Below are 22,469 nucleotides of genomic sequence, written 5' to 3'. Positions count from 1 at the left end.
CGTGGCAGACCGTTTCGTCTACCACTGCACCCTGCGGTGGTCCGACCTGGACGCGTACGGACACATCAACAACTCGCGCTTCCTGACCCTCTACGAGGAGGCGCGGGTGGCGTTGATGTTCGCCGGTGGCCGGGCGTGGGGAGTGGGCTCGTTCGCCGACGGCGTGGTGATCAGCCGGCACGAGATCGACTACCTGCGCCCGGTCGAGTACGCCCTCGGCCGGGCCACCGCCGAGGCCGCCCCCACCGTGCGCATCGAGCTGTGGGTGGAGGAGATCCGGGGCGCCTCCTTCACGGTCGCCTACGAGTTGTTCGACGGCGAGGTCCTGGCCAGCCGCGCCCGCTCGGTGCTGGTGCCCTTCGACCTGACCCGGCAGCGGCCCCGGCGGATCACCCCCGAGGAGCGGACGTTCCTGCTCACGTACGCGCCGCAGGGGCCGGCGGCGTGACGGCGACCGACGGGCCGGCCGCGCGGGCCGGTGGCGGCGGGACGGCCGCCGGCGGGCACGGGATCTCCGACACCGCCGACGCGGGGGCCTTCCTGGCCCGCCTGGTCCGGCTGGACCGCGACGCGCCGGTCCGGCTCCGGTCGACCGACGCGCGGGGCCGTACGGCCCTCTGGGGGCGCCTGCCGTGGGGCGTGCTGGTCGTCCGCACCGTGGCCGGCGACGGCCCCGGCGACGCCACGGTCCCGGCCGGCGAACTGCTGGCCGAACTGGCGGCGGGCGGTGTGGCCCTGCCGACGCGGAAGGACGAGCGCTGGCGCTGGCCGCTGCCGCCCCCGGCGAGCCTCCGGGTGGAGACGCTGCCGGGCGGGGAGCTGCGGCGGATAGCGGCGGCGGCGGCGGGAGCCCTGCGCGACGCCAGCACCCACGGCGTCGGCGGCCGGGCCGTCGGGCAGCGGGCGCTGCGCGACGCGCTGCTCGACCACGTGCCGGTTGTCGTCACGCCGGACGACCCGCCCGGCGAGCCGGTGGAGGTGACCCAGCGGATGGTCCAGGGATTGGTCCGGATGGGGTTCCTGGGGTCGGCCGAGGGGTCCGCCGATCGGGGCGACGCGGGCGACGTCCAGGTGCGGACGGCGGGCCGATGGGTCGGACTGGTGGGACCGTACGGAGCGGCATGGTCGCAGAAGGCCACGGACCTTGCCGTGAGGCCGGTCTGAATTCATCCGTTCGGATGACGTGTGGTCATTCTTCTGTCCTGGTGCTGCCGTTGGGGGGGTGCTTCAACCCGGCTGTCCGGGTACCGTCCATCCTCGGATCCAACGCACCGTAGGCGAGTGGATCCGCTGGGGAGTGAGGTGCGCGAGCGATGCCGTGGTGGTCATGGCGCCCCGGTCCCGCCAACGGCGGCGGCGACCCGGAAAGGCGGAGCGGGATCACAGTGGAGAGCACCGTCCGGGTCGGACCGCCGACCCCGCGTCAGCCGGAGGACATCTGCCCGCCGACGGAGCGCGCCGTGATCGCGGACGTGCCCGCCACGGTCGAGCCGGTCACCCTGCGCCGTGTCTGTGACGCACTCGACAGGCTCGACGTGCGCTACCTGGCCGACGGCGACGGCAACCTGCTGGCCATGTGGGAGCGGCACGCCGTGCTGGTCACACTGGAGGGTCCGGAGGACGAGATCCTGGTGATGCGGGCCCGTCCACACGCGACGGTGCCGCCGGACTGGGCCGACCGTGCCTACCGGGTGGTCAACGAGTGGAACCACACCCGCCGCTTCTGCAAGGCCTACATCGGCGACCCGACCGAGCGCGGCCAACTGCCGATCTACGCGGAGTTGCAGGTGCCCTTCGGCGCCGGGGCGCACGACGCGCTGCTGGTCGAGATGCTCGACTGCGGCGCGGCGGTCGCCACCAGCTTCGTGGACTGGCTGCACGACGAGGGCGCCCTGCTCTGAGCCCGCCCGGGGCCCGCTGGGCGGCGATCCGGCGCCCGGTGGCGCCCGACGCGGACCGACGCGCCCGACGCGGACCGACGCGCCCGCCGGGGGCGCGCCGCCGTCGCGCTGGTCACTGTCTCCGCGGACGAGCCCCGGCCACCTGACGGCTGGTCCGGTCGGGCCGACCGGGTCAGGCCGGTCCCGCCGGGTCCTCCATCGCGTTGACCATGAAGTAGGCGGCCCGCTCCAGGTAGTCCCAGAGCGCGGTGGCGATCTGCGGCGGCAGGTCGAGACTCTCGACGGCGCGGCGCATGTGCAGCAGCCACGCGTCCCGCTCGGCGGCACCGATCCGGTACGGCGCGTGGCGCATCCGCAGCCGCGGATGCCCCCGTTGCGCCGAGTACGTGTTGGGGCCGCCCCAGTACTGCATGAGGAACAGGGCCAAGCGGTCCGCGGCCGGGCCCAGATCCTCCTCGGGGTACATGGGACGCAGCAGCGGGTCGGCGGCGACCCCGGCGTAGAACTCGTCCACCAGCTTGCGGAAGGTGGGCTCGCCGCCCACCGCTTCGAAGAGGGTCATCGACGCACCGGGACGGTCGGACTCACCTGCGGCATTCACCGTTCCATCCTGCCAGGTGCCGCGTCGGGCGACCGGGAGGTGCCGGCTGTGGGCCGAGTCACCGTGTGCCGCTGCTGTCCCGCCTCGCCGGGGTGACGGCCCAGCGGTCCATCGACCCGTCGGACGGTTCCTCGCCGGGCCGTCCCGGCATGCCGGGGTCGGACGCGGCGTCCGCCTGCCGGAGAGCGGCAGAGCCCGCCCGCTCGGCCGCCTCGATGGCCGCGTCGATCGTCGACCGGCTCGGCCAACGCAGGGCGGCGAGCGTCATCAGCAGCACCCCGGCCGCGCTCCACACCCCGACCACGACCGGGATGGAGAACCGCTCGGCCAGCAACCCGGTGACCAGGACGGCCAAGCCCTGGATGACCTGGACGCCGGTCGCCATCACACCGAAGGCACGGGCCCGGAAGCCGGCGGGCAGGGCCCGGACGAAGAGACCGTTGGCCACCGGCAGCATGCCGGCGACGGCGAAGCCGCAGGCCGCGGCGAGCAGCGCCACCACCAGTGGCGGCGGGTCGAGCAGGGCGGGCACGAGGGCCAGCGGGGAGAGCACCGCCAACGGCCGCATCAGGCGCAGCCGGCGGTCCGGCCCGAACGCCCGGCTGACGATCAGGCCGCCGAGGATGAAGCCGACGGGGTTCGCCGCCATGATGATGGCCTGGGCGGCGCCGGCGTCCAGCTGACTGGCGTGCTCGTTCGCCCAGGCGGCGGCGAGGCCCTCCGGCACCACCGAGAAGAGCATGGCGGCGAAGACCAGCACGGCGATGGCCCGCAGCACCGGGGTGCCGAACACGATCTGGAAGCCCTGCGCGGTCTCCCGCAGCAGGTGACTGCGGTGCGCGGCGGTCATCGCCGGCGGTCGGTCGGCCACGCCGAAGCGGACCAGCGCGGCCGACAGGGCGAAGGTCGCCGCGTTCACCAGGAGCGCGGCGGTCGGGTCGAACGCCGCGATGGCCGCACCCGCCAGGTAGCCGACGACCTGGGCGGCCTGGCCGACGCTGCTGATCATCGACAGCCCGACCACCAGGCGGTCCCCGGTGAGGACCAGGGGGATCAGCGCCGACTTGGCGGCCTGGCTCGGTGGATTGGCCAGCGTGGTGGCGAAGAGCAGGGCCAGGATCACCGGGACCGGCATGCCGGGGATGGCGATGCACACCATCAGCAGCATCCGGACGAGGTCGCAGATCACCATGACCTGCCGGTAGCGGTGCCGCTCCGCGAGCGTGGCGAGCAGGGGACCACCGACGAGCCAGGGCAGGTAGCTCACCGCGAAGGCGGCGGCGGAGAGCGCGACGGAACGGGTGGCCTCGTAGACCAGCAGGGTGACGGCGGCCTTGGCGATGTAGTCGCCGATCCAGGAGAGAGCGCTTGCGGTGAAGACGGCGCCGTACTCGCGGTTGGCGAACACCTCACGGAAGGTTGCCGGCCCTTCCGGGGATGGCCGCTCGTCGGGCACCGTCGCCTCCATCGTTCCCCTGAGCGGGCCACTCGTGATGGACGGCCCGGGAACCGTCGTCGGATCTACGGATCAGCGAGGACGTGATCACGCTCCGGGGGAGCGCGTGCACCGGATTTTGCCCGATCGTCCGACGACTGGCTAGGGCGAAGGGGTTGATCGTCGCATCCCCGACTGAACGAACGGACGATACCCGAGGGGCCGCCCGGCTCGCGACCCCCGCCGCCCGGCGTGCGGACGCCTCAGGTGGCGCCCCCCGGTGCGGTGCCGCCGGGGCGTGGAACCGGCTCAGGTGGCGCCGCCCTGCCCGGTCTCGCCGGGGGTGCGCACCGGCATGCCGGGATAGAACCGGGCGGCGGCGATCTTCGCGGTGATGCCGGAGTTCTCCAACGCCTCGGCGAGGCGGCGACGCAGCTCCCGGCCGACGGCGAACTGCCCGTTCGCGGTTGTCTTGACCACCGTACGGATGACCGCGCCGTCGACCGTCATCTGCTCGACGCCCAGCACCTCCGGGGCCTCGACGATCTCCGGTGCCAGGTCGGGGTCGATCGCCACCGAGGCGGCGGCGGTCCGCAGCACGGCCGTGGCCTCCTCCGTGCCGGCGAAGCCGATCGGCAGGTCGACCACCACCAGGGCCCAACCCTGGCTCTTGTTACCCACCCGGACAATCTCGCCGTTGCGGATGTACCAGAGCACGCCCCGCCCGTCGCGGACGGTGGTGACCCGCAGCCCGACCGACTCCACCACGCCGGTCGCCTCGCCGAGGTCGACGGTGTCGCCGACGCCGTACTGGTCCTCGATCAGCATGAACAGGCCGGCGATCAGGTCCTTGACCAGGCTCTGCGCGCCGAAGCCGAGGGCGACGCCCGCGATGCCGGCGCTGGCCAGCAGCGGGGCCAGGTCGAAGCTGAACTCCTTGAGGATCATCAGCAGCGCGATGCCGAAGATGAACGCGGTGCTCAGGCTGCGCAGCACGGAACCGATCGCCTCGGCCCGCTGCCGGCGGCGCTCCGGGACGAACTCGCCCGGCTCGACCGAGGCGGTGGGGATCCGCTCGCGAAGCGGGCGCAGCATGGTCGGCACGCCCGCGTCGGTGGTGGTGCGCACCAGCCGGCGGATCGTGCGGTGCACCAGCCACCGGGCGGCGACCGCCAGCAGCAGGATCAGTGCGATCCGCAGTGGCTTGAGCAGGATCCAGTAGCTGCCCTCGGCGAACCACACCGAGCCGGTCATGTCGTAGACGCTCTTGCAGAGGGCGTCGTCCAGGCAGGTCGGCGACGGAGCCGGGTCCGGCGCCTCGACGGCGGGCAGAGCGGGCGGCATCAGGCTGGCAGCGGTCACGCAGTCTTCGTACCGCACCCGGTGGCGCTGGATCCCGCCGACCCTCCGGCGCCGGCCTCTAGCTGCGGAGACAGTTGCGGTTGTCGGATCGCGGGCCGTCGAGGGCCGTCGAGATCGCCTGCCTCCCCAACATGATCCACCGTGGAAACGCATCGAGTTACGAGACGTCCCTCAAGCGCCACCTCAATAAGTTTGAGTACCTCACTCTCGGTTGGCGCCCACTTCGGTGCCAGCCACCATCCCCGCAGAAAGTGCACAAAGTTAACGCCGCTGCAAGGATTCTCGCCAAGGGCCTTGTCGGAGGCGGTCGCAGGTAGGCCGTGGACCTGCGGAGCCCTTCACGGGAACTGTGACAGAACCACTTCTACTTGACGCTCGACGTTGTATCGGATCTAGGACAACCACCCGACGAACTGTCCGGTGTGGGCTTCGCCCGCAAGTCGTCTACTGTCTGCGACGTATTGACTACCCTCTTTCCGGGTCTTACGGTCAGAGTCCTGAAACCCCGGCGACGGCACAACTGGCGCAGCGAAGGGACGGCGTATGCCAGAGCTAGACACGGACGTGATGGTCAAGTTCATCGGCCCCTATTCGTCTTGGATGCAATTCCAACAGAAGACCAACTGGTGCTGGAACGCGACGACGGTCAGCGTGGCAAACTACTACGCCGCCGCAGAGCGCTTTACCCAGTGCCAGCTCGCCACCCCGGTGATGGACCAGATCTTTGCTGACTGGCACGCACAACACCCTGATCAGCCGACGTACGACTGTTGTGCGCCTGGCGGTGGCCCCTGGGATTGCAACCACGGCCACTGGCCGGACGAGGCGGCGCTGCAAGTGGCCGGGCACGACGTTCCGGTTCCCGCCGGTGAAGATCCCAACAATTTCTCCCGTGACACCAACACCATCACCTGGGGTGAGCTCAGAAGGTTCAAGGCGTTGACGAAGGAACAGGTCAAGGCGGAGATAGACGCCGGACGCCCGATCGTGATGAACATCGGCTGGCGCGGTGGGCTCAGCGGCCACATCGTCAACATCTGGGGATACAGCTACCGGGCGGGCAGCAACGAACTGGTGCACGTATTCGTGCATGACCCCTGGGAGGGCACGGGAGGGCAGCACGACGGCTTGGAGGAAACCCCCATCCTCTGGGTCGAATGGGATACGCTTTTCGGCGGGTATCCAGGCGGCGTGAACGGCACATGGAACCGAACTTTCAAGACGCGGAGAAACTAGCCTAAGAGAGGTTCGCAATGCCGTTGAACATTCCTGAGCCGCCGGGTCGGATCCGGGAGGAAACACGCTCCAAGCTCGGCCGCGTCGCCAGGGCCGGCGGGGGTGGCCCGAAACTGCTGGGCGAGGTCGCCCCGGAGGACGTGGAGGTGTCCACCCCGCACCAGGTGTTCGTCCTGGCACCCGACGATATCGAGGCCGACGGCGGTCTGGAGCGGGCGCAGCCGGTGGGGTGGCGCTTCCTGCTGGAGTCCGGCGGCAACGTGATCGCCGGCGCCGAAGTCTCCGAGACGCCGGAACGTACCTTCCCGCCGAGTTTCTACAGAAGCTCATCGGTGGGAGCCACTGCCACCGCGATCAAAGCCGCGCGGGCCCTGCCGCAGCTCGAAGCCGCCGGGTTCGACCTGCGACTCCTGCGGATCCCGGAGCTCTACCAGATGGCCCTGTGGCTGCACTCACCCCACACCGACCTGCTCATACCGCTGGCACCCTCCCCAATCGGCAACGAAGGCAAGATCACACCGCCATCCGTGTTCTTCCGGGAACTCACCGCCGCGGCCCGCGAATACCGGGCCCGCCGAGTTCCCAGCCCGGGAGACGGCCCACGAACGCCACAGCCGCCGGCAGGGAGAGACAGGAACCCGGGACTACCGGGCCGTTAGCTGGAGCGTGTGTGTTCAGACTTTCTCTGCCTGGTCGACGGCGGGCCGCTTGCGGCCCGCCGTCGTGCCACGCCGGGTCGCGCGTCCGGCCTGGCGGCCGGTCACGCTCCGGTACACGGCGCACGGCGCAGCAGGGGCCGCTGTGGCGGGGTCCGCCGGGGCAGGGTCCGCGACACGGGAGCCAACTAGACGCTCACGCGCGGTAGCTCGGCCGTTCGGCGGCGCTGCCGGCTGCTGCGGATGGTGAGGATGACGGTGGCGGTGGCGATGGGCACGCCGCCTGGTCGGCCGAACCGCCGCCGTGGTGCGGCACGCGTGTCCGGGCCGAGGTCTGCACCGGGGGGGCAGCAGTGGCGCCGGAGCACCGACCCTCGCTGCCCTGCAAGACCATCGGGCGCGGTCCGGCGCAACTGAACCCAGGAGCGGGTGTGGAACGTCGACAGCGGTTGAGGCCATCTTGCTGCCCCTGACGCCGGACCTGTCGGGATTCGAGGCGATCAATAGGTCGCTTCCAGCATTAGTACGTGCAATCCGGGGGCCGATCAGGGACGATGGGCGCACGGACGTCGGTGATCCGGCCGGCGTCGGCCGTGGTGGGTCGCCGTGCCCGGTCCCGGTCGGCGGTGGCGAGCAGGAGCCGCTGAACCGGAAGGGTGAACGCGATGCCTGACATACGACCCACGGTGGGCTCCGGTGCGCTGGTCCTCAACGCCACCTACGAGCCGCTGTGCGTCGTGTCGGTGCGTCGTGCCGCGATTCTCGTGCTCTCCGCCAAGGCGGTCTGCGTCGCCGACGGCGACGGCATCCTGCACAGTGCCCGCGACGCGCTGCCGGTGCCGTCGGTCGTCCGGCTCACCCGCTTCGTACGCGTGCCCTACCGCACCCACGTCGGGCTCTCCCGCCGCGGCATCTTCGCCCGGGACGGCTGGCGTTGCGCCTACTGCCGGGGCCCCGCCGAGACCATCGACCACGTCTTCCCGCGCAGCCGGGGCGGCCGGCACGCCTGGGAGAACGTCGTGGCGGCCTGCGCCCGGTGCAACCACACCAAGGGCGACAAGACGCCGGCCGAGCTGGGCTGGCGGCTGCACGCGCTGCCGGCGGCCCCGAAGGGCACCGCCTGGCGGGTGCTCGGCCATCGGGCGCCGGATCCCCGCTGGGCCGACTGGCTCGACCTGCGCGAGCCCGAGGCTGCCTGACCGTCGGCCACGCCTGCCGCAACGCGGCGGGCCGCAACGAACCCCGGCGGCCCGGCCGGTCACGGCGTGCGCGCCCGGACCAGGGACGCGAAGACCACCACGTTGTCGGCGTACCCGGTCTCGCCGCCCACCCAGCGCCCGCCGCAGGTGATCAGGCGCAGCCGGGGGCGGCTGAAGTCCCCGTAGACCTCGTCGACCGGCAGCCGGTCCTTGTCGAAGCGCTCGACGGAGTCGACCTCGAAGACCGCCACCGAGCGGTCCTGGCGGGCCACCTCGATCCGGTCGCCGTCCCGCAGGTCGCGCAGCCTCTGGAAGACCGCCGGCCCGGTGCTGGTGTCGACGTGCCCGACGATCACCGAGGGACCGTACTGCCCCGGGGTCGGGCCCCGGTCGTACCAGCCGGCCTCCTGGGCGCGGGCGGCGTCGGGCACCGCGATGCTGCCGTCCGGGGCGATGCCGACGCCGTGCACGGGCGCCCGGACGTCGATCGGGTCGATGGCGATGCCGACGGGTCGGCTGGCGGACAGCACCGGGAACTTCTTCGGTGCGGGCCGCAGCCCCGCGAGGAACCGCTCCGGCAGCACGCTCACGCCGGTGATCCGCTCCACGCCGAGCATCGTGATGATCAGCGCCATCAGCGTTCCGATCACCAGGACCGGCAGGCCCGGCCCCCGGCCGGGGGCCACCCGTCGCCCGCCGGCCGGAATCCGGCGGTGCCGGGGTCGGGCGGGCAGCGGCCCGGCGGCCGGGTCGGTGGTGGCGACGCTCGCCGACACCGTTTCCCCGGCCACCCGGCGCAGCCGTCGGGCCGTCGCGGCCGCCGCCCGGCGGGACGCCCGCAGCGCCCGCCGGGTGGTCGCCCGGACCCGCCCCGGATCGGATCGCCTGGTACGCCTCTGGGAGCCGGCCATGGCGACGGCGGGTCAGGAACCGGTCCCGGTCCGGCGGCGGTTGCCGAGGAAGCCGAAGCCCACGGCGAGCGCCACCACCGCGAGGCCGCCGACCATCAGGATCGAACCGGTGCCCGAGGCGCCGGCGGTGCCGCCGCCCCCGGTGGCCGGGCCCTTGCTGGGCTGCTCCATGTTCAGCACCGTGAGCCTGGTGGTCGCGGTCTTCCCGTTGTCGCAGCGCAGGTCGACCGGATAGTCGCCGGGCTCCTTGCTGCCCGGGATGGTGACCTGACCGGTCAGGAAGCCGTTGTCGGGCCGCAGCATCACCCGCCCGAAGGCGTCGGAGTGCACGTCGGCCTGGCGGTCGTTCGCGTCGTGGCAGCCGGCCCGGATGCTGACCCGGGTGCCGGCCTGCGCGCTGTTGGGCACCACCTCGACGAAGGTTTCCTCTCCCGCCCACGCGGGCGCGACGGTCGTCAGGACGAACGCCCCGACCAGGCCCAACACGGTCAGGGCACGTTGGAACGCTGTGAGCACCGGCATGATCCCCCCTTCCGGTGACGAGCACCGGAATTCCTCCCCCGGGCAACAGGGCCTGCTTTCCCGCTGGCCGGGGGGCAAACCCGGGGTTGCTCAGCGGTGCCGGTCGGCGGGGGGCAGCGGGGTCACGGGCTGCCACTGGAGCGGAGTGGAGAGCACCATCGTGCTGGACGGCTGGCCGTACGGGGCGAGCCGGTCGATGACCGCCTCGAAGTCCCCGATCGAACCGGCGGCCACCTTGAGCATGCTGCACGCGTCGCCGGTGATGCGGTGGATCTCCAGGATCTCGGGCCAGTGCGCCACGTCGGGGTCGTGCAGGATGCACCGCGATCCGTAGCAGGACATCCGGATCAGCGCGACCACGGTGCGGCCGGCCCGGGTCAGGTCGACGTGGGCGTGGTAGCCGGTGATCACCCCCGACTCCTCCAGCCGGCGCACCCGTTCGGCCACGGCCGGCGGCGACAGGTGCACCCGACGGGAGAGTTCGCTGAAGGAGAGGCGCGCGTCGGCCTGCAGTTCCCGCAGCAGCGCCCAGTCCATGTCGTCCATGCGGCGACCTTACTTCCTCAAACCCGAATCCGACTCATGCCTTTCGCGCCGCAGGTCAGACGGGGCGTGCGCCGTTGATCCGGCATTCCAATCGGGGGTTCCGCCGAGAGATCATGGCGGACATCCCCAGCACGGCCGACCGTCGGTCGTCCGGGTGACGCAGAACAGAGGGAGGCCACCGGTGGAGCAGACGGAGCTGCGGGCACCCGCCCAGGCGGCGGTGCGCCCGGCGACCCCGCGGCAGCGCGCCGCCCGCGCCGCCCGCAACGGCGGCGAACCGACGCTGGAGTTCGCCGAGCGGGTGCCGTACGACGCGTACGTGCACGCCAGCACGCTGCACCGGTTGCAGCAGCCGCTGAGCGACGACCCCGGCGAGATGTCCTTCCTGATGGTCAGCCAGATCATGGAGCTGTACTTCGGGCTGACCTGTCACGAGCTGCGCGAGACACAGCGGCTGCTGCGGGCCGACCGGGTGTGGGACGCGCTGGCCCCGCTGCGCCGCGCCGCGCTGCACCTGGAGGGGCTGAACGCGGCCTGGAAGGGGCTGCGCTGGATGACCCCGGCCGACTTCAACCGGTTCCGCAACCTGCTGGGCGAGGGGTCCGGCTTCCAGTCGGCGATGTACCGCCACCTGGAGTTCCTGCTCGGCCTCCGCGACGAGACGCTGATCCGTCCGTTCCGCCGGCAGACCGACGTGCACGCCGAGCTGCGGGCCACCCTGGCGGCGCCGAGCCTCTGGGACGACGTGCTCGCCCTGCTGGCCCGGCACGGCCACGAGCTGCCGACCGGCCTGCTCGACCGGGAGTTCGCCGCCGAGCACCAGCCGCACGCGGACGTGGAGGCGGCCTGGGTGCGGATCTACGCCGAGCCGGGCCCGGAGAACCACCTGCGGATGCTGGGCGAGGCCCTGACCGAGGTGGCCGAGCAGTTCGGCGACTGGCGGCAGCACCACGTCAAGGCGGTGCAGCGCACAATGGGCGCCAAGGTCGGCAGCGGCGGCTCCGCCGGACTGGCGTGGTTGCAGCGCAGCATGGCCCGGGTGGTCTTCCCCGAGCTGTGGTCGGCCCGGACAGCGATGTGACCCGAGAGCGAGACAACCCCATGGACACCCACACACCTGAGTCGTTCGGGCTCGCCGCCGGCGAAACCGAGGCGCGTCGCCTCGACGCCGCCGATCCCGGGCACCGCCACCTGTTCCACGTACCGCCGGCCGACGGCGGACGGCACCCCGAGGCCGCCTACCTGGCCGGCAACTCCCTCGGCCTGCAACCCCGGGCCACCCACGCCGAACTCGTCGCCGACCTGGACGCGTGGAGCCGGCTCGGCGTCGAGGGCCACGTGGAGGGCGGGCGCCCCTGGCTGCCGTACCACGAACTGCTGACGGCGCCGGCCGCGCGACTGGTCGGCGCCACCCCGGCGGAGGTCGTGGTGATGAACTCCCTGACGGTCAACCTGCACCTGCTGATGGTCAGCTTCTACCGGCCGGCCGGGGCGCGGAGGAGGATCGTCATCGAGGACAGCACCTTCCCGTCGGACAGCTACGCCGTGCGCAGCCAGGCCCGCTTCCACGGCCTGGACCCGGACACCACGGTCGTCCGGCTGCGTCCGCGCGACGGCGAGGACAACCTGCGCACCGAGGACGTGACCGCCTACCTGGCCGCCGAGGGCGACACGGTGGCGCTGGTGCTGCTCGGCGGGGTCAACTACCTCACCGGCGAGCTGATGGACATCCCGACGATCACCGCCGCCGGCCGCGCGGCCGGAGCCGTGGTCGGCTGGGACCTGGCGCACGCCGCCGGCAACGTCCCGCTCGCGCTGCACGACTGGGACGTCGACTTCGCCGCCTGGTGCTCCTACAAGTACCTGAACTCCGGTCCCGGCGCGCTCGCCGGGGTCTTCGTGCACGAGCGGCACCTCGGCGACCCGGACCTGCCCCGCTTCGAGGGCTGGTGGAGCACCGAGGCGGCCACCCGTTTCGAGATGACCCCGGTCTCCCGGCCGCCGGCCACCGTCGAGGCCTGGCAGATCTCCAACCCGCCGATCTTCGCGATGGGCCCGGTGCGGACCTCGCTGGAACTCTTCGACGCCGTCGGGATGCCCGCGCTGCGCGAGCGCAGCCTCCGGCTCACCGGGTACCTGGCGGGGCTGCTCGACGAGGTGACCGCGAACCGTCCGCTGGCGGTGGTCACCCCGCGCGAGCCGGAGCGGCGCGGCTGCCAACTCTCCGTACGCATCGGCGCGGGCAGCGCGGCCGAGCTCGCCAAGCGGCTGCGGCACGAGCACGGGGTGATCGCCGACGCCCGTGAGCCGGACATCATCCGGTTCGCCCCGGTGCCGCTCTATTCCACGTTCCACGACTGCTGGCGGGCGGCCGAGGCGCTGGCAGCCACGGTGGAGGAGAACGACTCATGACGGCAGAGCGGAACGAGATCGCGGTGGTCGGCGCGGGCCTGGCCGGCTGCCTGCTGGCCTGCTTCCTGGCCCGGCGGGGCTACCCGGTGGCGCTCTACGAGCGGCGGTCCGACCCGCGTACCGGCACGGTGGAGCGGGGACGCTCGATCAACCTGGCGCTCTCCGAGCGTGGCCTGGACGCGCTGCGCCGGATCGGCCTGGACGAGCAGGTGCTGGCCGACGGGCTGCCGATGCGCGGCCGGATGATCCACCCCGTGGACGGCGAGGCGCAGTTCCAGTCGTACAGCGCCTCCGGCGACCGGGCGATCAACTCGATCAGCCGGGGCGCGCTGAACAACGCCCTGCTGGACGCGGCCACCGCCCTGCCCGGGGTGCGGGTCGCCTTCGACCACCGGCTCGTCGGGCTCGATCCGGCCAGCGGCGGCATGACCTTCGAGACCCCGCAGGGCACGGTCGCGGCCACCGCGTCGGTCGTCCTCGGCGCCGACGGCGCCGGCTCGGCGGTGCGCGGGCAGCTGCTGGCGTACGGGCTGCTGACCGAGAGCGTCGACTTCCTCGACTACGGCTACAAGGAGCTGACGATCCCGCCGCTGGGCGGGGAGTTCGCCCTCGACCCGGACGCGCTGCACATCTGGCCGCGCGGCACCTCGATGATGATCGCGCTGCCGAACCCGGACCGCTCGTTCACCTGCACCCTCTTCTGGCCCACCCACGGCACCGCCAGCTTCGCCTCGCTGGGCAGCCCGGCGGCCATCGAGCGGCACTTCGCCGAGCACTACCCGGACCTGCCGCCGCTGGCCGCGGGCCTCGTCGACGACTACCAGCACAACCCGGTGGGCGTGCTCGGCACCGTCCGCTGCTCCCCGTGGCAGGCGTACGGGAAGGTCGGCCTGCTCGGCGACGCGGCGCACGCCATCGTCCCGTTCTACGGTCAGGGCGCCAACTGCGCCTTCGAGGACGTGGTCGAGCTGGACCGCTGCCTGGACGAGTGCGCCGACGACTGGGCGGAGGCGCTGCCGCTGTTCCAGCAGCGACGGCAGGAGAACGCCGAGGCGATCGCGCAGATGGCGTTGGCGAACTTCGTGGAGATGCGGGACAAGGTGGCCTCGCCGCTGTTCCAGGCCGGCCGAAAGGTCGAGCACGCGCTGGAGCGGGTGCTGCCGGGTCGGTACGTCTCCCGGTACGAGCTGGTGTCCTTCTCGACCACCCCGTACGCGCAGGTGCGTCGCCGGGTCCGCCGGCAGCACCGGGTGCTCGGGGCGGTGGCCGCCGGGGTGACGGCGTTGCTGGCCGGGGCGGTCGGCCTCACGATCAGCAGAGGGAGGCGTCGATGACGGTGACCTGGGATCCCCGGCTGATGGCCGGGCGGGCGCCCGGCGGTCCGGGCCTGCTGCGCAACTTCGTCGGTGGTGAGTTCGTCGGGGGTGGGCGGCGGTTCGTCAAGCGCAGTCCGGTGACGGGTGAGCCGGTGTTCGAGGTCGCGGAGGCGGATCGGGGGTGTGTGGACGATGCGGTGGCGGCGGCGCGGGCGGCGTTGGGTGGGCCGTGGGGTGGGATGGGGGAGCGGGAGCGCGCGGAGGTGCTGCGTCGGGTGGCCGACGAGTTGGAGCGTCGTTTCGACGACCTGGTGACCGCTGAGGTGGCGGATACGGGTAAGTCGATTTCGCAGGCGCGGACGTTGGATGTTCCGCGTGGTGCGGCGAATTTCCGTGCGTTCGCGGAGATCGTGGCGACGGCGTCGACGGAGTCGTTCACGACGGTCACGCCGTCGGGTGGGCGGGCGTTGAACTACGCGGTGCGTAAGCCGGTGGGTGTGGTGGCGGTGATCGTGCCGTGGAATCTGCCGTTGTTGCTGTTGACGTGGAAGGTCGCTCCGGCGTTGGCGTGCGGTAACGCGGTGGTGGTGAAGCCGAGTGAGGAGACGCCGGCGTCGGCGACGTTGTTGGCGGAGGTGATGGCCGCCGCGGGCGTGCCGGATGGGGTGTTCAACCTGGTGCACGGCTTCGGTCCGGACTCGGCGGGGGAGTTTCTGACCCGGCATCCGGGGGTGGACGCGATCACCTTCACCGGCGAGTCGGCGACCGGCAGCGCCATCATGCGGGCGGCTGCCGATGGGGTGAAGCCGGTGTCGTTCGAGTTGGGCGGTAAGAACGCCGGTCTGGTGTTCGCCGATGCCGATCTGGATGCGGCGGTGGCCGGCTCGGTGCGGTCGAGTTTCACCAACGGTGGGCAGGTGTGTCTGTGCACGGAGCGGATCTTTGTGCAGCGGCCGGTGTTCGAGGAGTTCACGGCGCGGCTTGCGCGGGAGGCTGCTGGTCTGCGGTTCGGGTGGCCTGCGGACGAGGCGACGGTGAACATGCCGTTGATTTCGCGTCAGCATCGGGACAAGGTGCTCGGCTACTACGACCTGGCCCGGACCGAGGGTGCGCAGGTGTTGGCCGGGGGTGGGGTGCCGGCGTTCGGTGATGGGCGTGATGGTGGGGCGTATGTGCAGCCGACGGTGTTGACGGGGTTGGGCCCGCAGGCTCGCACCAACACTGAGGAGATCTTCGGGCCGGTGGTGCATGTGGCGCCGTTCGATGATGAGGATGAGGCGTTCGCGTTGGCGAATGGTACGGAGTACGGGTTGGCGGCGGCGGTGTGGACGCGGGATGTGGGGCGGGCGCATCGGGCGGGGGCGCGGTTGGATGCGGGGATCGTGTGGGTGAACACGTGGTTCCTGCGGGATCTGCGTACGCCGTTCGGTGGGGTGAAGGCGTCGGGTATCGGGCGTGAGGGTGGCGTGCACTCCCTCGATTTCTATTCCGAACTCACCAACGTGTGTGTGGACCTGACATGAGCGGACGTGACGAGCACATCGGTGTCGCGGAGTGTCGTGGCGGCGGCGAGTGGAGCGAGGAGCCGGCATGAGCATTGACTACGAGGCGGCGGCCCGGGAACTGGTCGACGCGCGGGAGAACGGCAAGCCCTGCCCGCCGCTGCGCGGGCGGCTGCTGCCGGAGAGCGACGTCGACACGGCGTACCAGGTGCAGCAGCTCCAGGTCCGGCGGTGGCTGGACGCCGGTCACCGGCGGGTGGGCGCGAAGGTCGGGTTGACCTCGCGGGCGGTGCAGGAGAGCTTCGGCGTCTTCCAGCCGGACTTCGGTGTGCTGCTGGACGACATGGCGGTGCCCGACGGGGCTGAGGTGCCGACGGGCCGGCTGCTCCAACCCCGCGTGGAGGCGGAGGTCGCCTTCGTGCTGGGCGCGGATCTGCCCGACGAGCGGATCACCACCGCGGACGCGATCCGGGCGGTCGACCACGTGCTGCCGGCGATCGAGATCGTGGATTCGCGGGTGGCGGGGTGGGACATCTCCATCGTGGACACGGTGGCCGACAACGCCTCCAGCGGTCTCTTCGTGCTCGGCACCGCGCCGCGTCGGTTGGCCGACGTGGACCTGCGGTTGTGCGGGATGGTCCTCGAACATGCCGGTGAGCCCGTGTCGGTGGGGGCGGGCGCGGCCTGCCTCGGCAACCCGCTGCACGCCCTGGAGTGGCTGGCGCAGACGATGGCCCGCTCGGGGGACCCGCTGCGCGCGGGCGACGTGGTGCTGTCCGGGGCGCTCGGTCCGATGGTGCCGGTGACGGCGGGTGCGGCGTACGAGGCGCGGATTTCCGGCCTGGGTTCGGTGCGCGTGTGTTTTGCGGGGGAGGGGTCGTGAGTGGGTTGGCGGGCCTTGTGGTGGTGCGTGGGGAGGGCTCGTCGTGAGTGTCGGGGTTGCGGTGATCGGGTCGGGCAACATCGGCACCGATTTGATGATCAAGGTGTTGCGGCTGAGTGACAGTCTGCGGATGGTGGCGATGGTGGGCATCGATCCGGACTCGGATGGTCTGGCGCGGGCGCGGCGGTTGGGTGTGGCGACCACGGCCGAGGGTGTGGACGGTCTCGTCGGGATGCCGGAGTTCGCGGATGTGGAGTTGGTGTTCGATGCCACGTCGGCGGGTGCGCACCGGCGCAACGATGCGGTGTTGGCGGCGCATGGTCGGCTGGTGGTGGATCTGACGCCGGCGGCGATCGGCCCGTATGCGGTGCCGCCGGTGAACCTGGATGAGCATCTGGGTGAGCGCAACGTGAACATGGTGACGTGTGGTGGGCAGGCGACGGTGCCGGTCGTGGCGGCGGTGGGTCGGGTGACGCCGGTGGTGTACGGGGAGATCGTGGCGTCGATCGCGTCGCGGTCGGCGGGTCCGGGGACGCGGGCGAACATCGACGAGTTCACCGAGACGACGGCGCGGGCGATCGAGGTCGTCGGCGGCGCGCGGCGGGGTAAGGCGATCATCGTGTTGAACCCGGCGGACCCGCCGCTGTTGATGCGCGACACCGTCTACTGCCTGTGCCCGGATGCCGACGCCGACCAAGCCGCGATCGCCGGATCGGTGGCGCAGATGGTGGCGGCGGTGCGGGAGTACGTGCCGGGGTACCGGTTGAAGCAGGACGTGCAGTTCGACCGGGTCGACACGTATGTGCCGTCGTTGGGGCGGCATCTGCGCGGGTTGCAGGTGTCGGTGTTCCTGGAGGTCTCCGGTGCGGGGCATTATCTGCCGGCGTACGCGGGGAATCTGGACATAATGACGTCGGCGGCGCTGCGTACGGCGGAGCGGCTGGTAGGGCTTCGATCGGCGGCGGGGCGCCGTGACGGCGCTGGTGGCGACGGTGCGGGTCGGGGCGTCGTGGGGGTGACCGGGTGACTGATCTGTACATCCAGGACGTGACGTTGCGCGATGGTATGCACGCTGTCGCGCACCGCTACACGGTGGATCAGGTCCGCACGATCGCGGCGGCGTTGGATGCGGCTGGGGTGGCCGCGATCGAGGTCGCGCACGGTGACGGGCTGGCGGGTTCGAGTGTGAACTACGGCCATGGTGCGGCCAGTGACGCCGAGTGGATCGCGGCGGCGGCCGAGGTGATGACGAACGCGAAGCTGACGACTCTGCTGTTGCCGGGGATCGGCACGATCGCCGACTTGAAGGCGGCGAAGGCGCTTGGCGTGTCGAGTGTGCGCATCGCGACGCACTGCACGGAGGCCGATATTTCGGCGCAGCACATCGCGTGGGCGCGGGAGAACGGCATGGACGTGTCGGGGTTCCTGATGATGTCGCACATGAACGACCCGGCCGGGTTGGCGGGGCAGGCGAAGTTGATGGAGTCGTACGGGGCGCACTGCGTCTACGTCACCGACTCCGGCGGTCGGCTGCTCATGTCGGACGTGGCCGAACGGGTGGACGCGTACCGGCAGGTGTTGGCGCCGGAGACGCAGATCGGTATCCACGCCCACCACAACCTGTCGCTGGGTGTGGCCAACAGTGTGGTCGCGGTGGAGCACGGCCGCGTCGCCGGTGACGCCGCCGTAGGCGCCCAGGCGAGCCATGGGCGCACGGTGCGGGTGGACGCGTCACTGGCGGGGCAGGGTGCCGGGGCGGGTAACGCGCCGTTGGAGGTGTTCGTGGCCGTGGCGGAGTTGCACGGGTGGGAGCACGGTTGTGACGTGTTCGCGTTGATGGACGCCGCGGACGACATCGTGCGCCCGTTGCAGGACCGGCCGGTGCAGGTCGACCGGGAGACCCTGTCGCTGGGTTACGCGGGGGTGTATTCGAGTTTCCTGCGGCATGCGGAGCGGGCCTCGGACAGGTACGGGGTGGACGTGCGCTCGATCCTGGTCGAGTTGGGTCGCCGTCGGATGGTCGGCGGTCAGGAGGACATGATCGTGGACGTGGCACTGGACCTCGCCGGCAAGGAGAAGTCATGATCGGGCCGGACACCGCGGGTATCGCCGAGCGGTTGGGCGTGGCGGCGGACACCGCCACCGCGATCGCGCAGTTGGCGGCGGAGACGGGGCTGGACGTGGCTGCGGCGTACGCGGTGCAGACCGCGTTGGTCCAGCGTCGCCTCGACCGGGGCGAGCGCCTGGTCGGGTTGAAGATGGGCCTGACCAGCAGGGCGAAGATGGCGCAGGTCGGCGTGGACGAGGTGATCTGGGGCCGGCTCACCGACACGATGCGCGTGCCCGACGGCGGCAGCGTCGACGTCGCCAGCTTCATCCACCCTCGGGTGGAGCCGGAGATGGCGTTCCTGCTGGACCGCCTGCCCGAGCCGGGCGAGCCGGTGGGTGACTTCACCGACGCCGTCCGGGCGGTCGCCCCGGCGATCGAGGTGATCGACTCGCGGTACGCGAACTTCAGCTTCTCGCTGCCGGACGTGATCGCCGACAACACCTCCGCCGCCGCGTTCGTCGTCGGCGCGTGGTCGCCGGTGCCGGACGGCCTGGAGAACCTGGGTGTGCTGTTGGAGATCGACGGGCGTGTCGCGCAGGTCGGCTCGACCGCGGCGATCCTCGGCGATCCCCGCCGTGCGTTGGACGAGGGCATCCGCCTCGCGGGGCGTCATGGCGTGCGGCTGCGTGAGGGCTGGGTGTTCCTCGCCGGCGCCGCCACCGCCGCCGTCCCCCTGAAGCCCGGCGCCCACGTGCGCGCCGTGGTCGAGAAGCTCGGCACCGCCTCCCTGCGAGCCACGGCATGACCACGAACCACGACACGACAGCAGGCCACGACACGACAGCGGGCCACGACACGACAGCCGGCCACGGCGGGAGCGCGCAGGCGCACGTCGTCGAGGGCAAGGCCGTGCCCCGTGGGGCGTTCCCGCACGTCAAGGTCGCCGGCGGGTTCGTCTTCGTCTCCGGCACCTCCAGCCGCCGGCCGGACAACACCTTCGCCGGTGTGCAGGTCGACGAGTTCGGCACCACGAACCTCGACATCCGTGCCCAGACCAGGGCCGTGATCGACAACATCGGCGACCTGCTGCGCTCCGTCGGCGCCGACCTGAGCGACCTCGTGCAGGTCACCACCTACCTGGTCAACATGAACGACTTCGGCGGCTACAACCAGGTCTGGGCCGAGCACTTCGACGCCACCGGCCCCACCCGCACCACCGTCGCCGTGCACCAGCTACCCCACCCGCACCTGCTCATCGAAATACAGGCCGTGGCCCTTCTTCCGTCAGGAGGTCAGTCGTGAGTGAGATCGCGGAGCCGTTCAGCTTCCCGGGCTGGATCGCGGACAACCAGCATCTGCTCAAGCCGCCGGTCGGCAACAAGGAGATGTTCCCGGGCGGGGACGACTTCATCGTGATGGTGGTGGGCGGGCCCAACCAGCGCACCGACTTCCACGTCGACCCGTACGAGGAGTTCTTCTACCAGGTCAAGGGCAACATGCACATCAACCTGATGCTCCCGGAGGGGCCGCGTACGGTGCACGTGCGCGAGGGGCAGATGTGGATGCTGCCGCGCGACACCCCGCACTCGCCGCAGCGGCCCGAGGCCGGCTCGATCGGGGTGGTCGTGGAGCGGGTCCGCGAGGAGGGCACGCTGGAAAAGTTCCAGTGGTACTGCGCGGAGTGCGGGCACAAGGTGCACGAGGTGGAGTTGCAGGTCAGGGACATCGCCGCCGACCTGCCCCCGGTCTTCGCGGCGTTCTACGCCGACGAGGCCGCGCGAACCTGCGCGAACTGCGGCGCGCTGCACCCGGGCAGGGGCTGATGCGCGATCCCGGGCAGGCGCGGCCTCCGGTGGTCGACGTGCACACGCACGTCGTACCGAAGGGGTGGCCGGACCTCGGCGCGGCGTGCGGCGGGTCCGGCTGGCCCTGGCTGCGGGTCGACTCCGAACGGGCCGCCATGATCATGGTGGGGGAGACGGAGTTCCGCCCCGTCGGGGCGGAGTGCTGGGACGCGCCGACCAGGCTCGGCGACATGGCCGCCGACGGCGTGGACGTGCAGGTCGTCTCGCCCACCCCGGTCTTCTTCAGCTACGACCGTCCCGCCGACCAGGCGGTGAAGGTCGCGCGGATCTTCAACGACCTGACCCTGGAGGTCACCGCCGCCGGCGGCGACCGGCTGGTGCCGTTCTGCCAGGTGCCGTTGCAGGACCCGGAGGCGGCCTGCACCGAGCTGGACCGTTGCCTCGCGGCCGGGCACGCCGGGGTGGAGATCGGCAACCACGTCGGGGACCGCGACCTCGACGACGCCGGGATCGTGGAGTTCCTGACGCACTGCGCCGAGGTGGGCGCCCCGGTCTTCGTGCATCCGTGGGACATGCCGGGCGGCCCCCGGCTGGACCGGTGGATGGCCCGCTGGCTCGCCGGGATGCCGGCCGAGACGCACCTGTCGGTGCTGGCGCTGATCCTCGGCGGTGTCTTCGACCGGGTGCCCGACACGCTGCGGATCTGCTTCGCGCACGGCGGCGGCAGCTTCCCGTTCTGGCTGGGCCGGGCCGACAACGCCTGGCACCGCCGGGGCGACCTGGTACGCGGTGCCTCCACCGCCCCGCCCAGCTCGTACGTCGACCGGTTCTGCGTCGACTCGGTGGTCTTCTCCGCACCCGCGCTGCGGCTGCTGGTCGACACGATGGGCGCCGAGCGGGTGCTCGTCGGCAGCGACTACCCGTACCCGCTGGGGGAGCGGCCGGTCGGCCGGGTGGTGCGCGAGGCGGACTTCCTCACCGGGGAGCAGCGTGGTCTGCTGCTCGGCGGCAACGCGCTGCGGTTCCTCGGCACCCGTACCTGAGGCCCGCTGCGGCGCGCGGCAGGGCTGCGGCGGCTCAGCCGGGACCCGCCGGCCGGCGGCGCTCCGGGTGCGGCTCGCGGGGGTGGATCCGGAGCCGTCGCGGCCCCCAGTGCGCGCGACGGCTCCGGAGCGTGCGGTTCAGGAGTGCGGGCAGGTGTCCCGGTACTCCTCGATCGTTGAGCCCCGGGGGGCCGGGCAGAGGAACTGCTCGTAGCGGGTGTCGTCGTCGACGAACCGCTTGAGCCAGGAGATGCTGTACTTCGCCACCGTGACGTTCGACGAGGTGGGCGCGGAGTGGCTGGCCGCGTTCAGCTCCAGGTACGCCTTGTCGAGGGTGGTCGGCATGCTGGTGTAGAACGGCTCAGAGTGCGACGAGACGGGGGCGACGGTGTCGTTCTCGGCCCCGATGACCAGGGTCGGTACGCGCACCGACGACCAGCTCTTCTGGGTGTGCCAGCCGGTCAGCGGGATCGCCGCCTGCAACGCGGGCCTGGTGCTGGCCGCCGACAGGCTGCCCCCGCCGCCCATCGAGTGCCCCATCACCGCGAGCCGGTCGCGGTCGATGCGGGTGCGTACGGTGCTGGTGTTGGTCAGGTAGTCCAGGGCGGCCAGCAGTTGGGTGCCCCGGCTGACCGGCTGGTCCCACACCGAACGGGTGTCGATGGTGATGACGACGAAGCCCTGCGAGGCCAGGCGGGGGCCGAGCCACGCGACCGAGGTCTGGCGAGCGGTGAAGCCGGGTGAGATGGCGACCGCGCCGAAGGTGCCCTCGGCGGTGCTGGTCGGGTAGTAGATCGTTCCGCCGCCGAAGCCGCTGACGCTGCTGGCGGAGACGGTGGTCTGCGCGGTGGCGAACGGACCGCGGGTGGCCTCGATGCTGGCCACGGTGGGAGCGGGGCCCCGCTCGTACGGGTTGGCGGCGAGCGGCGCGGCCCGAGACACGTCCTGGGCACCGGCCGGTGCGGCGGGAGTGGCGGTCAGGCTCGCGCCGACCAGGACGAGGGCCAGCAGCGGCCGGGTGGCGCGCGCCGACCAGCGACGGCCGGGGACGGGGTGCAGAGCAGGTACAGGTTGCACGGCGACGCTCCC

The 22,469-nt window shown here is 71.8% G+C and carries 24 protein-coding genes; 17 read left to right on the top strand and 7 right to left on the bottom strand.

The window, feature by feature from the left end:
* Position 1: 1 nt before the first annotated feature.
* The 3 genes from KBX06_RS00280 to KBX06_RS00270 all read left to right on the top strand — a co-directional run bounded on the left by KBX06_RS00280 (position 2) and on the right by KBX06_RS00270 (position 1,901).
* On the top strand, positions 2-448 hold the full coding sequence (locus tag KBX06_RS00280; protein ID WP_210832075.1) for a thioesterase family protein: 447 nt from the start codon (positions 2-4) through the stop codon (positions 446-448).
* Positions 445-1,164 carry a hypothetical protein gene (locus KBX06_RS00275; RefSeq protein ID WP_210832073.1) on the top strand — a complete coding sequence of 240 codons (720 nt, stop codon included), beginning with the start codon at positions 445-447 and terminating at the stop codon, positions 1,162-1,164. The genes KBX06_RS00280 and KBX06_RS00275 overlap by 4 nt, the downstream gene beginning before the upstream one ends.
* A 149-nt stretch (positions 1,165-1,313) precedes the next feature.
* Positions 1,314-1,901, top strand: a complete 588-nt coding sequence (locus KBX06_RS00270) for a YbjN domain-containing protein (protein ID WP_210832071.1) — start codon at positions 1,314-1,316, stop codon at positions 1,899-1,901.
* A 172-nt stretch (positions 1,902-2,073) separates the two neighbouring features.
* On the opposite strand, the gene KBX06_RS00265 is transcribed toward KBX06_RS00270, so the two are convergent.
* The 3 genes from KBX06_RS00265 to KBX06_RS00255 form a co-directional block, all read right to left on the bottom strand.
* Positions 2,074-2,463 (bottom strand): globin, encoded by a 390-nt coding sequence (locus KBX06_RS00265; protein WP_210832069.1) that lies wholly within the window; start codon positions 2,461-2,463, stop codon positions 2,074-2,076.
* 97 nt (positions 2,464-2,560) lie between these two features.
* Entirely contained in the window at positions 2,561-3,970 is a 1,410-nt protein-coding gene (locus KBX06_RS00260; RefSeq protein ID WP_210832068.1) for an MFS transporter, read from the bottom strand.
* 276 nt (positions 3,971-4,246) lie between these two features.
* Complete coding sequence (locus KBX06_RS00255) at positions 4,247-5,281, bottom strand: mechanosensitive ion channel family protein (RefSeq protein ID WP_210832901.1); 1,035 nt, start codon at positions 5,279-5,281, stop codon at positions 4,247-4,249.
* A gap of 585 nt (positions 5,282-5,866) precedes the next feature.
* Between KBX06_RS00255 and KBX06_RS00250 the strand changes: the two genes are divergently transcribed.
* The 3 genes from KBX06_RS00250 (at position 5,867) to KBX06_RS00240 (ending at position 8,390) form a co-directional block, all read left to right on the top strand.
* Positions 5,867-6,535: a papain-like cysteine protease family protein gene (locus tag KBX06_RS00250; RefSeq protein ID WP_210832066.1), complete on the top strand. Its 669-nt coding sequence runs from the start codon at positions 5,867-5,869 to the stop codon at positions 6,533-6,535.
* A gap of 17 nt (positions 6,536-6,552) precedes the next feature.
* Entirely contained in the window at positions 6,553-7,194 is a 642-nt protein-coding gene (locus KBX06_RS00245; RefSeq protein ID WP_210832064.1) for a hypothetical protein, read from the top strand.
* Positions 7,195-7,856: 662 nt separating this feature from the next.
* Positions 7,857-8,390: an HNH endonuclease gene (locus KBX06_RS00240; protein ID WP_210832062.1), complete on the top strand. Its 534-nt coding sequence runs from the start codon at positions 7,857-7,859 to the stop codon at positions 8,388-8,390.
* A gap of 59 nt (positions 8,391-8,449) precedes the next feature.
* Here KBX06_RS00240 and KBX06_RS00235 read toward each other — a convergent pair whose 3' ends face one another.
* From KBX06_RS00235 to KBX06_RS00225, 3 genes are all read right to left on the bottom strand, one after another.
* On the bottom strand, positions 8,450-9,301 hold the full coding sequence (locus KBX06_RS00235; protein ID WP_210832060.1) for a class F sortase: 852 nt from the start codon (positions 9,299-9,301) through the stop codon (positions 8,450-8,452).
* 12 nt (positions 9,302-9,313) lie between these two features.
* Complete coding sequence (locus KBX06_RS00230; protein ID WP_210832900.1) at positions 9,314-9,787, bottom strand: hypothetical protein; 474 nt, start codon at positions 9,785-9,787, stop codon at positions 9,314-9,316.
* Between the two features lie 126 nt (positions 9,788-9,913).
* Positions 9,914-10,369 (bottom strand): Lrp/AsnC family transcriptional regulator, encoded by a 456-nt coding sequence (locus tag KBX06_RS00225; protein ID WP_210832057.1) that lies wholly within the window; start codon positions 10,367-10,369, stop codon positions 9,914-9,916.
* 181 nt (positions 10,370-10,550) lie between these two features.
* On the opposite strand from KBX06_RS00225, the gene KBX06_RS00220 reads away from it, so the two are divergent.
* From KBX06_RS00220 to KBX06_RS00170, 11 genes are all read left to right on the top strand, one after another.
* The gene (locus KBX06_RS00220; RefSeq protein ID WP_210832055.1) at positions 10,551-11,450 is read left to right on the top strand and encodes a tryptophan 2,3-dioxygenase; all 900 of its coding nucleotides are present in this window, start codon (positions 10,551-10,553) and stop codon (positions 11,448-11,450) included.
* A 20-nt stretch (positions 11,451-11,470) separates the two neighbouring features.
* Positions 11,471-12,781: a kynureninase gene (gene kynU / locus KBX06_RS00215; protein ID WP_210832053.1), complete on the top strand. Its 1,311-nt coding sequence runs from the start codon at positions 11,471-11,473 to the stop codon at positions 12,779-12,781.
* Positions 12,778-14,115: an NAD(P)/FAD-dependent oxidoreductase gene (locus tag KBX06_RS00210; RefSeq protein WP_210832051.1), complete on the top strand. Its 1,338-nt coding sequence runs from the start codon at positions 12,778-12,780 to the stop codon at positions 14,113-14,115. The genes kynU and KBX06_RS00210 overlap by 4 nt, the downstream gene beginning before the upstream one ends.
* Positions 14,116-14,138: 23 nt before the next feature.
* Complete coding sequence (locus KBX06_RS00205; protein WP_210832899.1) at positions 14,139-15,620, top strand: 2-hydroxymuconic semialdehyde dehydrogenase; 1,482 nt, start codon at positions 14,139-14,141, stop codon at positions 15,618-15,620.
* Positions 15,621-15,687: 67 nt separating this feature from the next.
* Positions 15,688-16,482, top strand: a complete 795-nt coding sequence (locus tag KBX06_RS00200; RefSeq protein WP_210832049.1) for a 2-keto-4-pentenoate hydratase — start codon at positions 15,688-15,690, stop codon at positions 16,480-16,482.
* 43 nt (positions 16,483-16,525) lie between these two features.
* Complete coding sequence (locus tag KBX06_RS00195; RefSeq protein WP_307854414.1) at positions 16,526-17,509, top strand: acetaldehyde dehydrogenase (acetylating); 984 nt, start codon at positions 16,526-16,528, stop codon at positions 17,507-17,509.
* Complete coding sequence (gene dmpG, locus KBX06_RS00190; protein ID WP_210832046.1) at positions 17,506-18,567, top strand: 4-hydroxy-2-oxovalerate aldolase; 1,062 nt, start codon at positions 17,506-17,508, stop codon at positions 18,565-18,567. Before KBX06_RS00195 ends, dmpG begins: the two co-directional genes overlap by 4 nt.
* Positions 18,564-19,337: a 2-keto-4-pentenoate hydratase gene (locus tag KBX06_RS00185; protein ID WP_210832044.1), complete on the top strand. Its 774-nt coding sequence runs from the start codon at positions 18,564-18,566 to the stop codon at positions 19,335-19,337. The genes dmpG and KBX06_RS00185 overlap by 4 nt, the downstream gene beginning before the upstream one ends.
* Entirely contained in the window at positions 19,334-19,834 is a 501-nt protein-coding gene (locus KBX06_RS00180; RefSeq protein WP_247684954.1) for a RidA family protein, read from the top strand. The genes KBX06_RS00185 and KBX06_RS00180 overlap by 4 nt, the downstream gene beginning before the upstream one ends.
* On the top strand, positions 19,831-20,355 hold the full coding sequence (locus KBX06_RS00175) for a 3-hydroxyanthranilate 3,4-dioxygenase (protein WP_210832042.1): 525 nt from the start codon (positions 19,831-19,833) through the stop codon (positions 20,353-20,355). Before KBX06_RS00180 ends, KBX06_RS00175 begins: the two co-directional genes overlap by 4 nt.
* Positions 20,355-21,380 (top strand): amidohydrolase family protein, encoded by a 1,026-nt coding sequence (locus KBX06_RS00170; protein ID WP_210832040.1) that lies wholly within the window; start codon positions 20,355-20,357, stop codon positions 21,378-21,380. The genes KBX06_RS00175 and KBX06_RS00170 overlap by 1 nt, the downstream gene beginning before the upstream one ends.
* A gap of 138 nt (positions 21,381-21,518) precedes the next feature.
* On the opposite strand, the gene KBX06_RS00165 is transcribed toward KBX06_RS00170, so the two are convergent.
* Positions 21,519-22,457, bottom strand: a complete 939-nt coding sequence (locus tag KBX06_RS00165; protein WP_374225546.1) for a dienelactone hydrolase family protein — start codon at positions 22,455-22,457, stop codon at positions 21,519-21,521.
* Between the last annotated feature and the right edge of the window lie 12 nt (positions 22,458-22,469).

The sequence above is a fragment of the Micromonospora sp. C31 genome, assembly GCF_018070575.1.
Taxonomy (GTDB): domain Bacteria; phylum Actinomycetota; class Actinomycetes; order Mycobacteriales; family Micromonosporaceae; genus Micromonospora.
Note: the sequence above shows the minus strand (reverse complement) of the source record. Positions and strands in the feature narration are given on the sequence as shown.

Bases quoted from the DNA above. Each gene is read 5' to 3' on its own strand.
- KBX06_RS00270 (WP_210832071.1), top strand. From the start codon at position 1,314: ATGCCGTGGTGGTCATGGCGCCCCGGTCCCGCCAACGGCGGCGGCGAC.
- KBX06_RS00265 (WP_210832069.1), bottom strand. From the start codon at position 2,463: ATGACCCTCTTCGAAGCGGTGGGCGGCGAGCCCACCTTCCGCAAGCTG.
- KBX06_RS00260 (WP_210832068.1), bottom strand. From the start codon at position 3,970: ATGGAGGCGACGGTGCCCGACGAGCGGCCATCCCCGGAAGGGCCGGCA.
- KBX06_RS00255 (WP_210832901.1), bottom strand. From the start codon at position 5,281: ATGCCGCCCGCTCTGCCCGCCGTCGAGGCGCCGGACCCGGCTCCGTCG.
- KBX06_RS00250 (WP_210832066.1), top strand. From the start codon at position 5,867: ATGGTCAAGTTCATCGGCCCCTATTCGTCTTGGATGCAATTCCAACAG.
- KBX06_RS00245 (WP_210832064.1), top strand. From the start codon at position 6,553: ATGCCGTTGAACATTCCTGAGCCGCCGGGTCGGATCCGGGAGGAAACA.
- KBX06_RS00240 (WP_210832062.1), top strand. From the start codon at position 7,857: ATGCCTGACATACGACCCACGGTGGGCTCCGGTGCGCTGGTCCTCAAC.
- KBX06_RS00235 (WP_210832060.1), bottom strand. From the start codon at position 9,301: ATGGCCGGCTCCCAGAGGCGTACCAGGCGATCCGATCCGGGGCGGGTC.
- KBX06_RS00225 (WP_210832057.1), bottom strand. From the start codon at position 10,369: ATGGACGACATGGACTGGGCGCTGCTGCGGGAACTGCAGGCCGACGCG.
- kynU (WP_210832053.1), top strand. From the start codon at position 11,471: ATGGACACCCACACACCTGAGTCGTTCGGGCTCGCCGCCGGCGAAACC.
- KBX06_RS00210 (WP_210832051.1), top strand. From the start codon at position 12,778: ATGACGGCAGAGCGGAACGAGATCGCGGTGGTCGGCGCGGGCCTGGCC.
- KBX06_RS00205 (WP_210832899.1), top strand. From the start codon at position 14,139: ATGGCCGGGCGGGCGCCCGGCGGTCCGGGCCTGCTGCGCAACTTCGTC.
- KBX06_RS00200 (WP_210832049.1), top strand. From the start codon at position 15,688: ATGAGCATTGACTACGAGGCGGCGGCCCGGGAACTGGTCGACGCGCGG.
- KBX06_RS00185 (WP_210832044.1), top strand. From the start codon at position 18,564: ATGATCGGGCCGGACACCGCGGGTATCGCCGAGCGGTTGGGCGTGGCG.
- KBX06_RS00180 (WP_247684954.1), top strand. From the start codon at position 19,334: ATGACCACGAACCACGACACGACAGCAGGCCACGACACGACAGCGGGC.
- KBX06_RS00170 (WP_210832040.1), top strand. From the start codon at position 20,355: ATGCGCGATCCCGGGCAGGCGCGGCCTCCGGTGGTCGACGTGCACACG.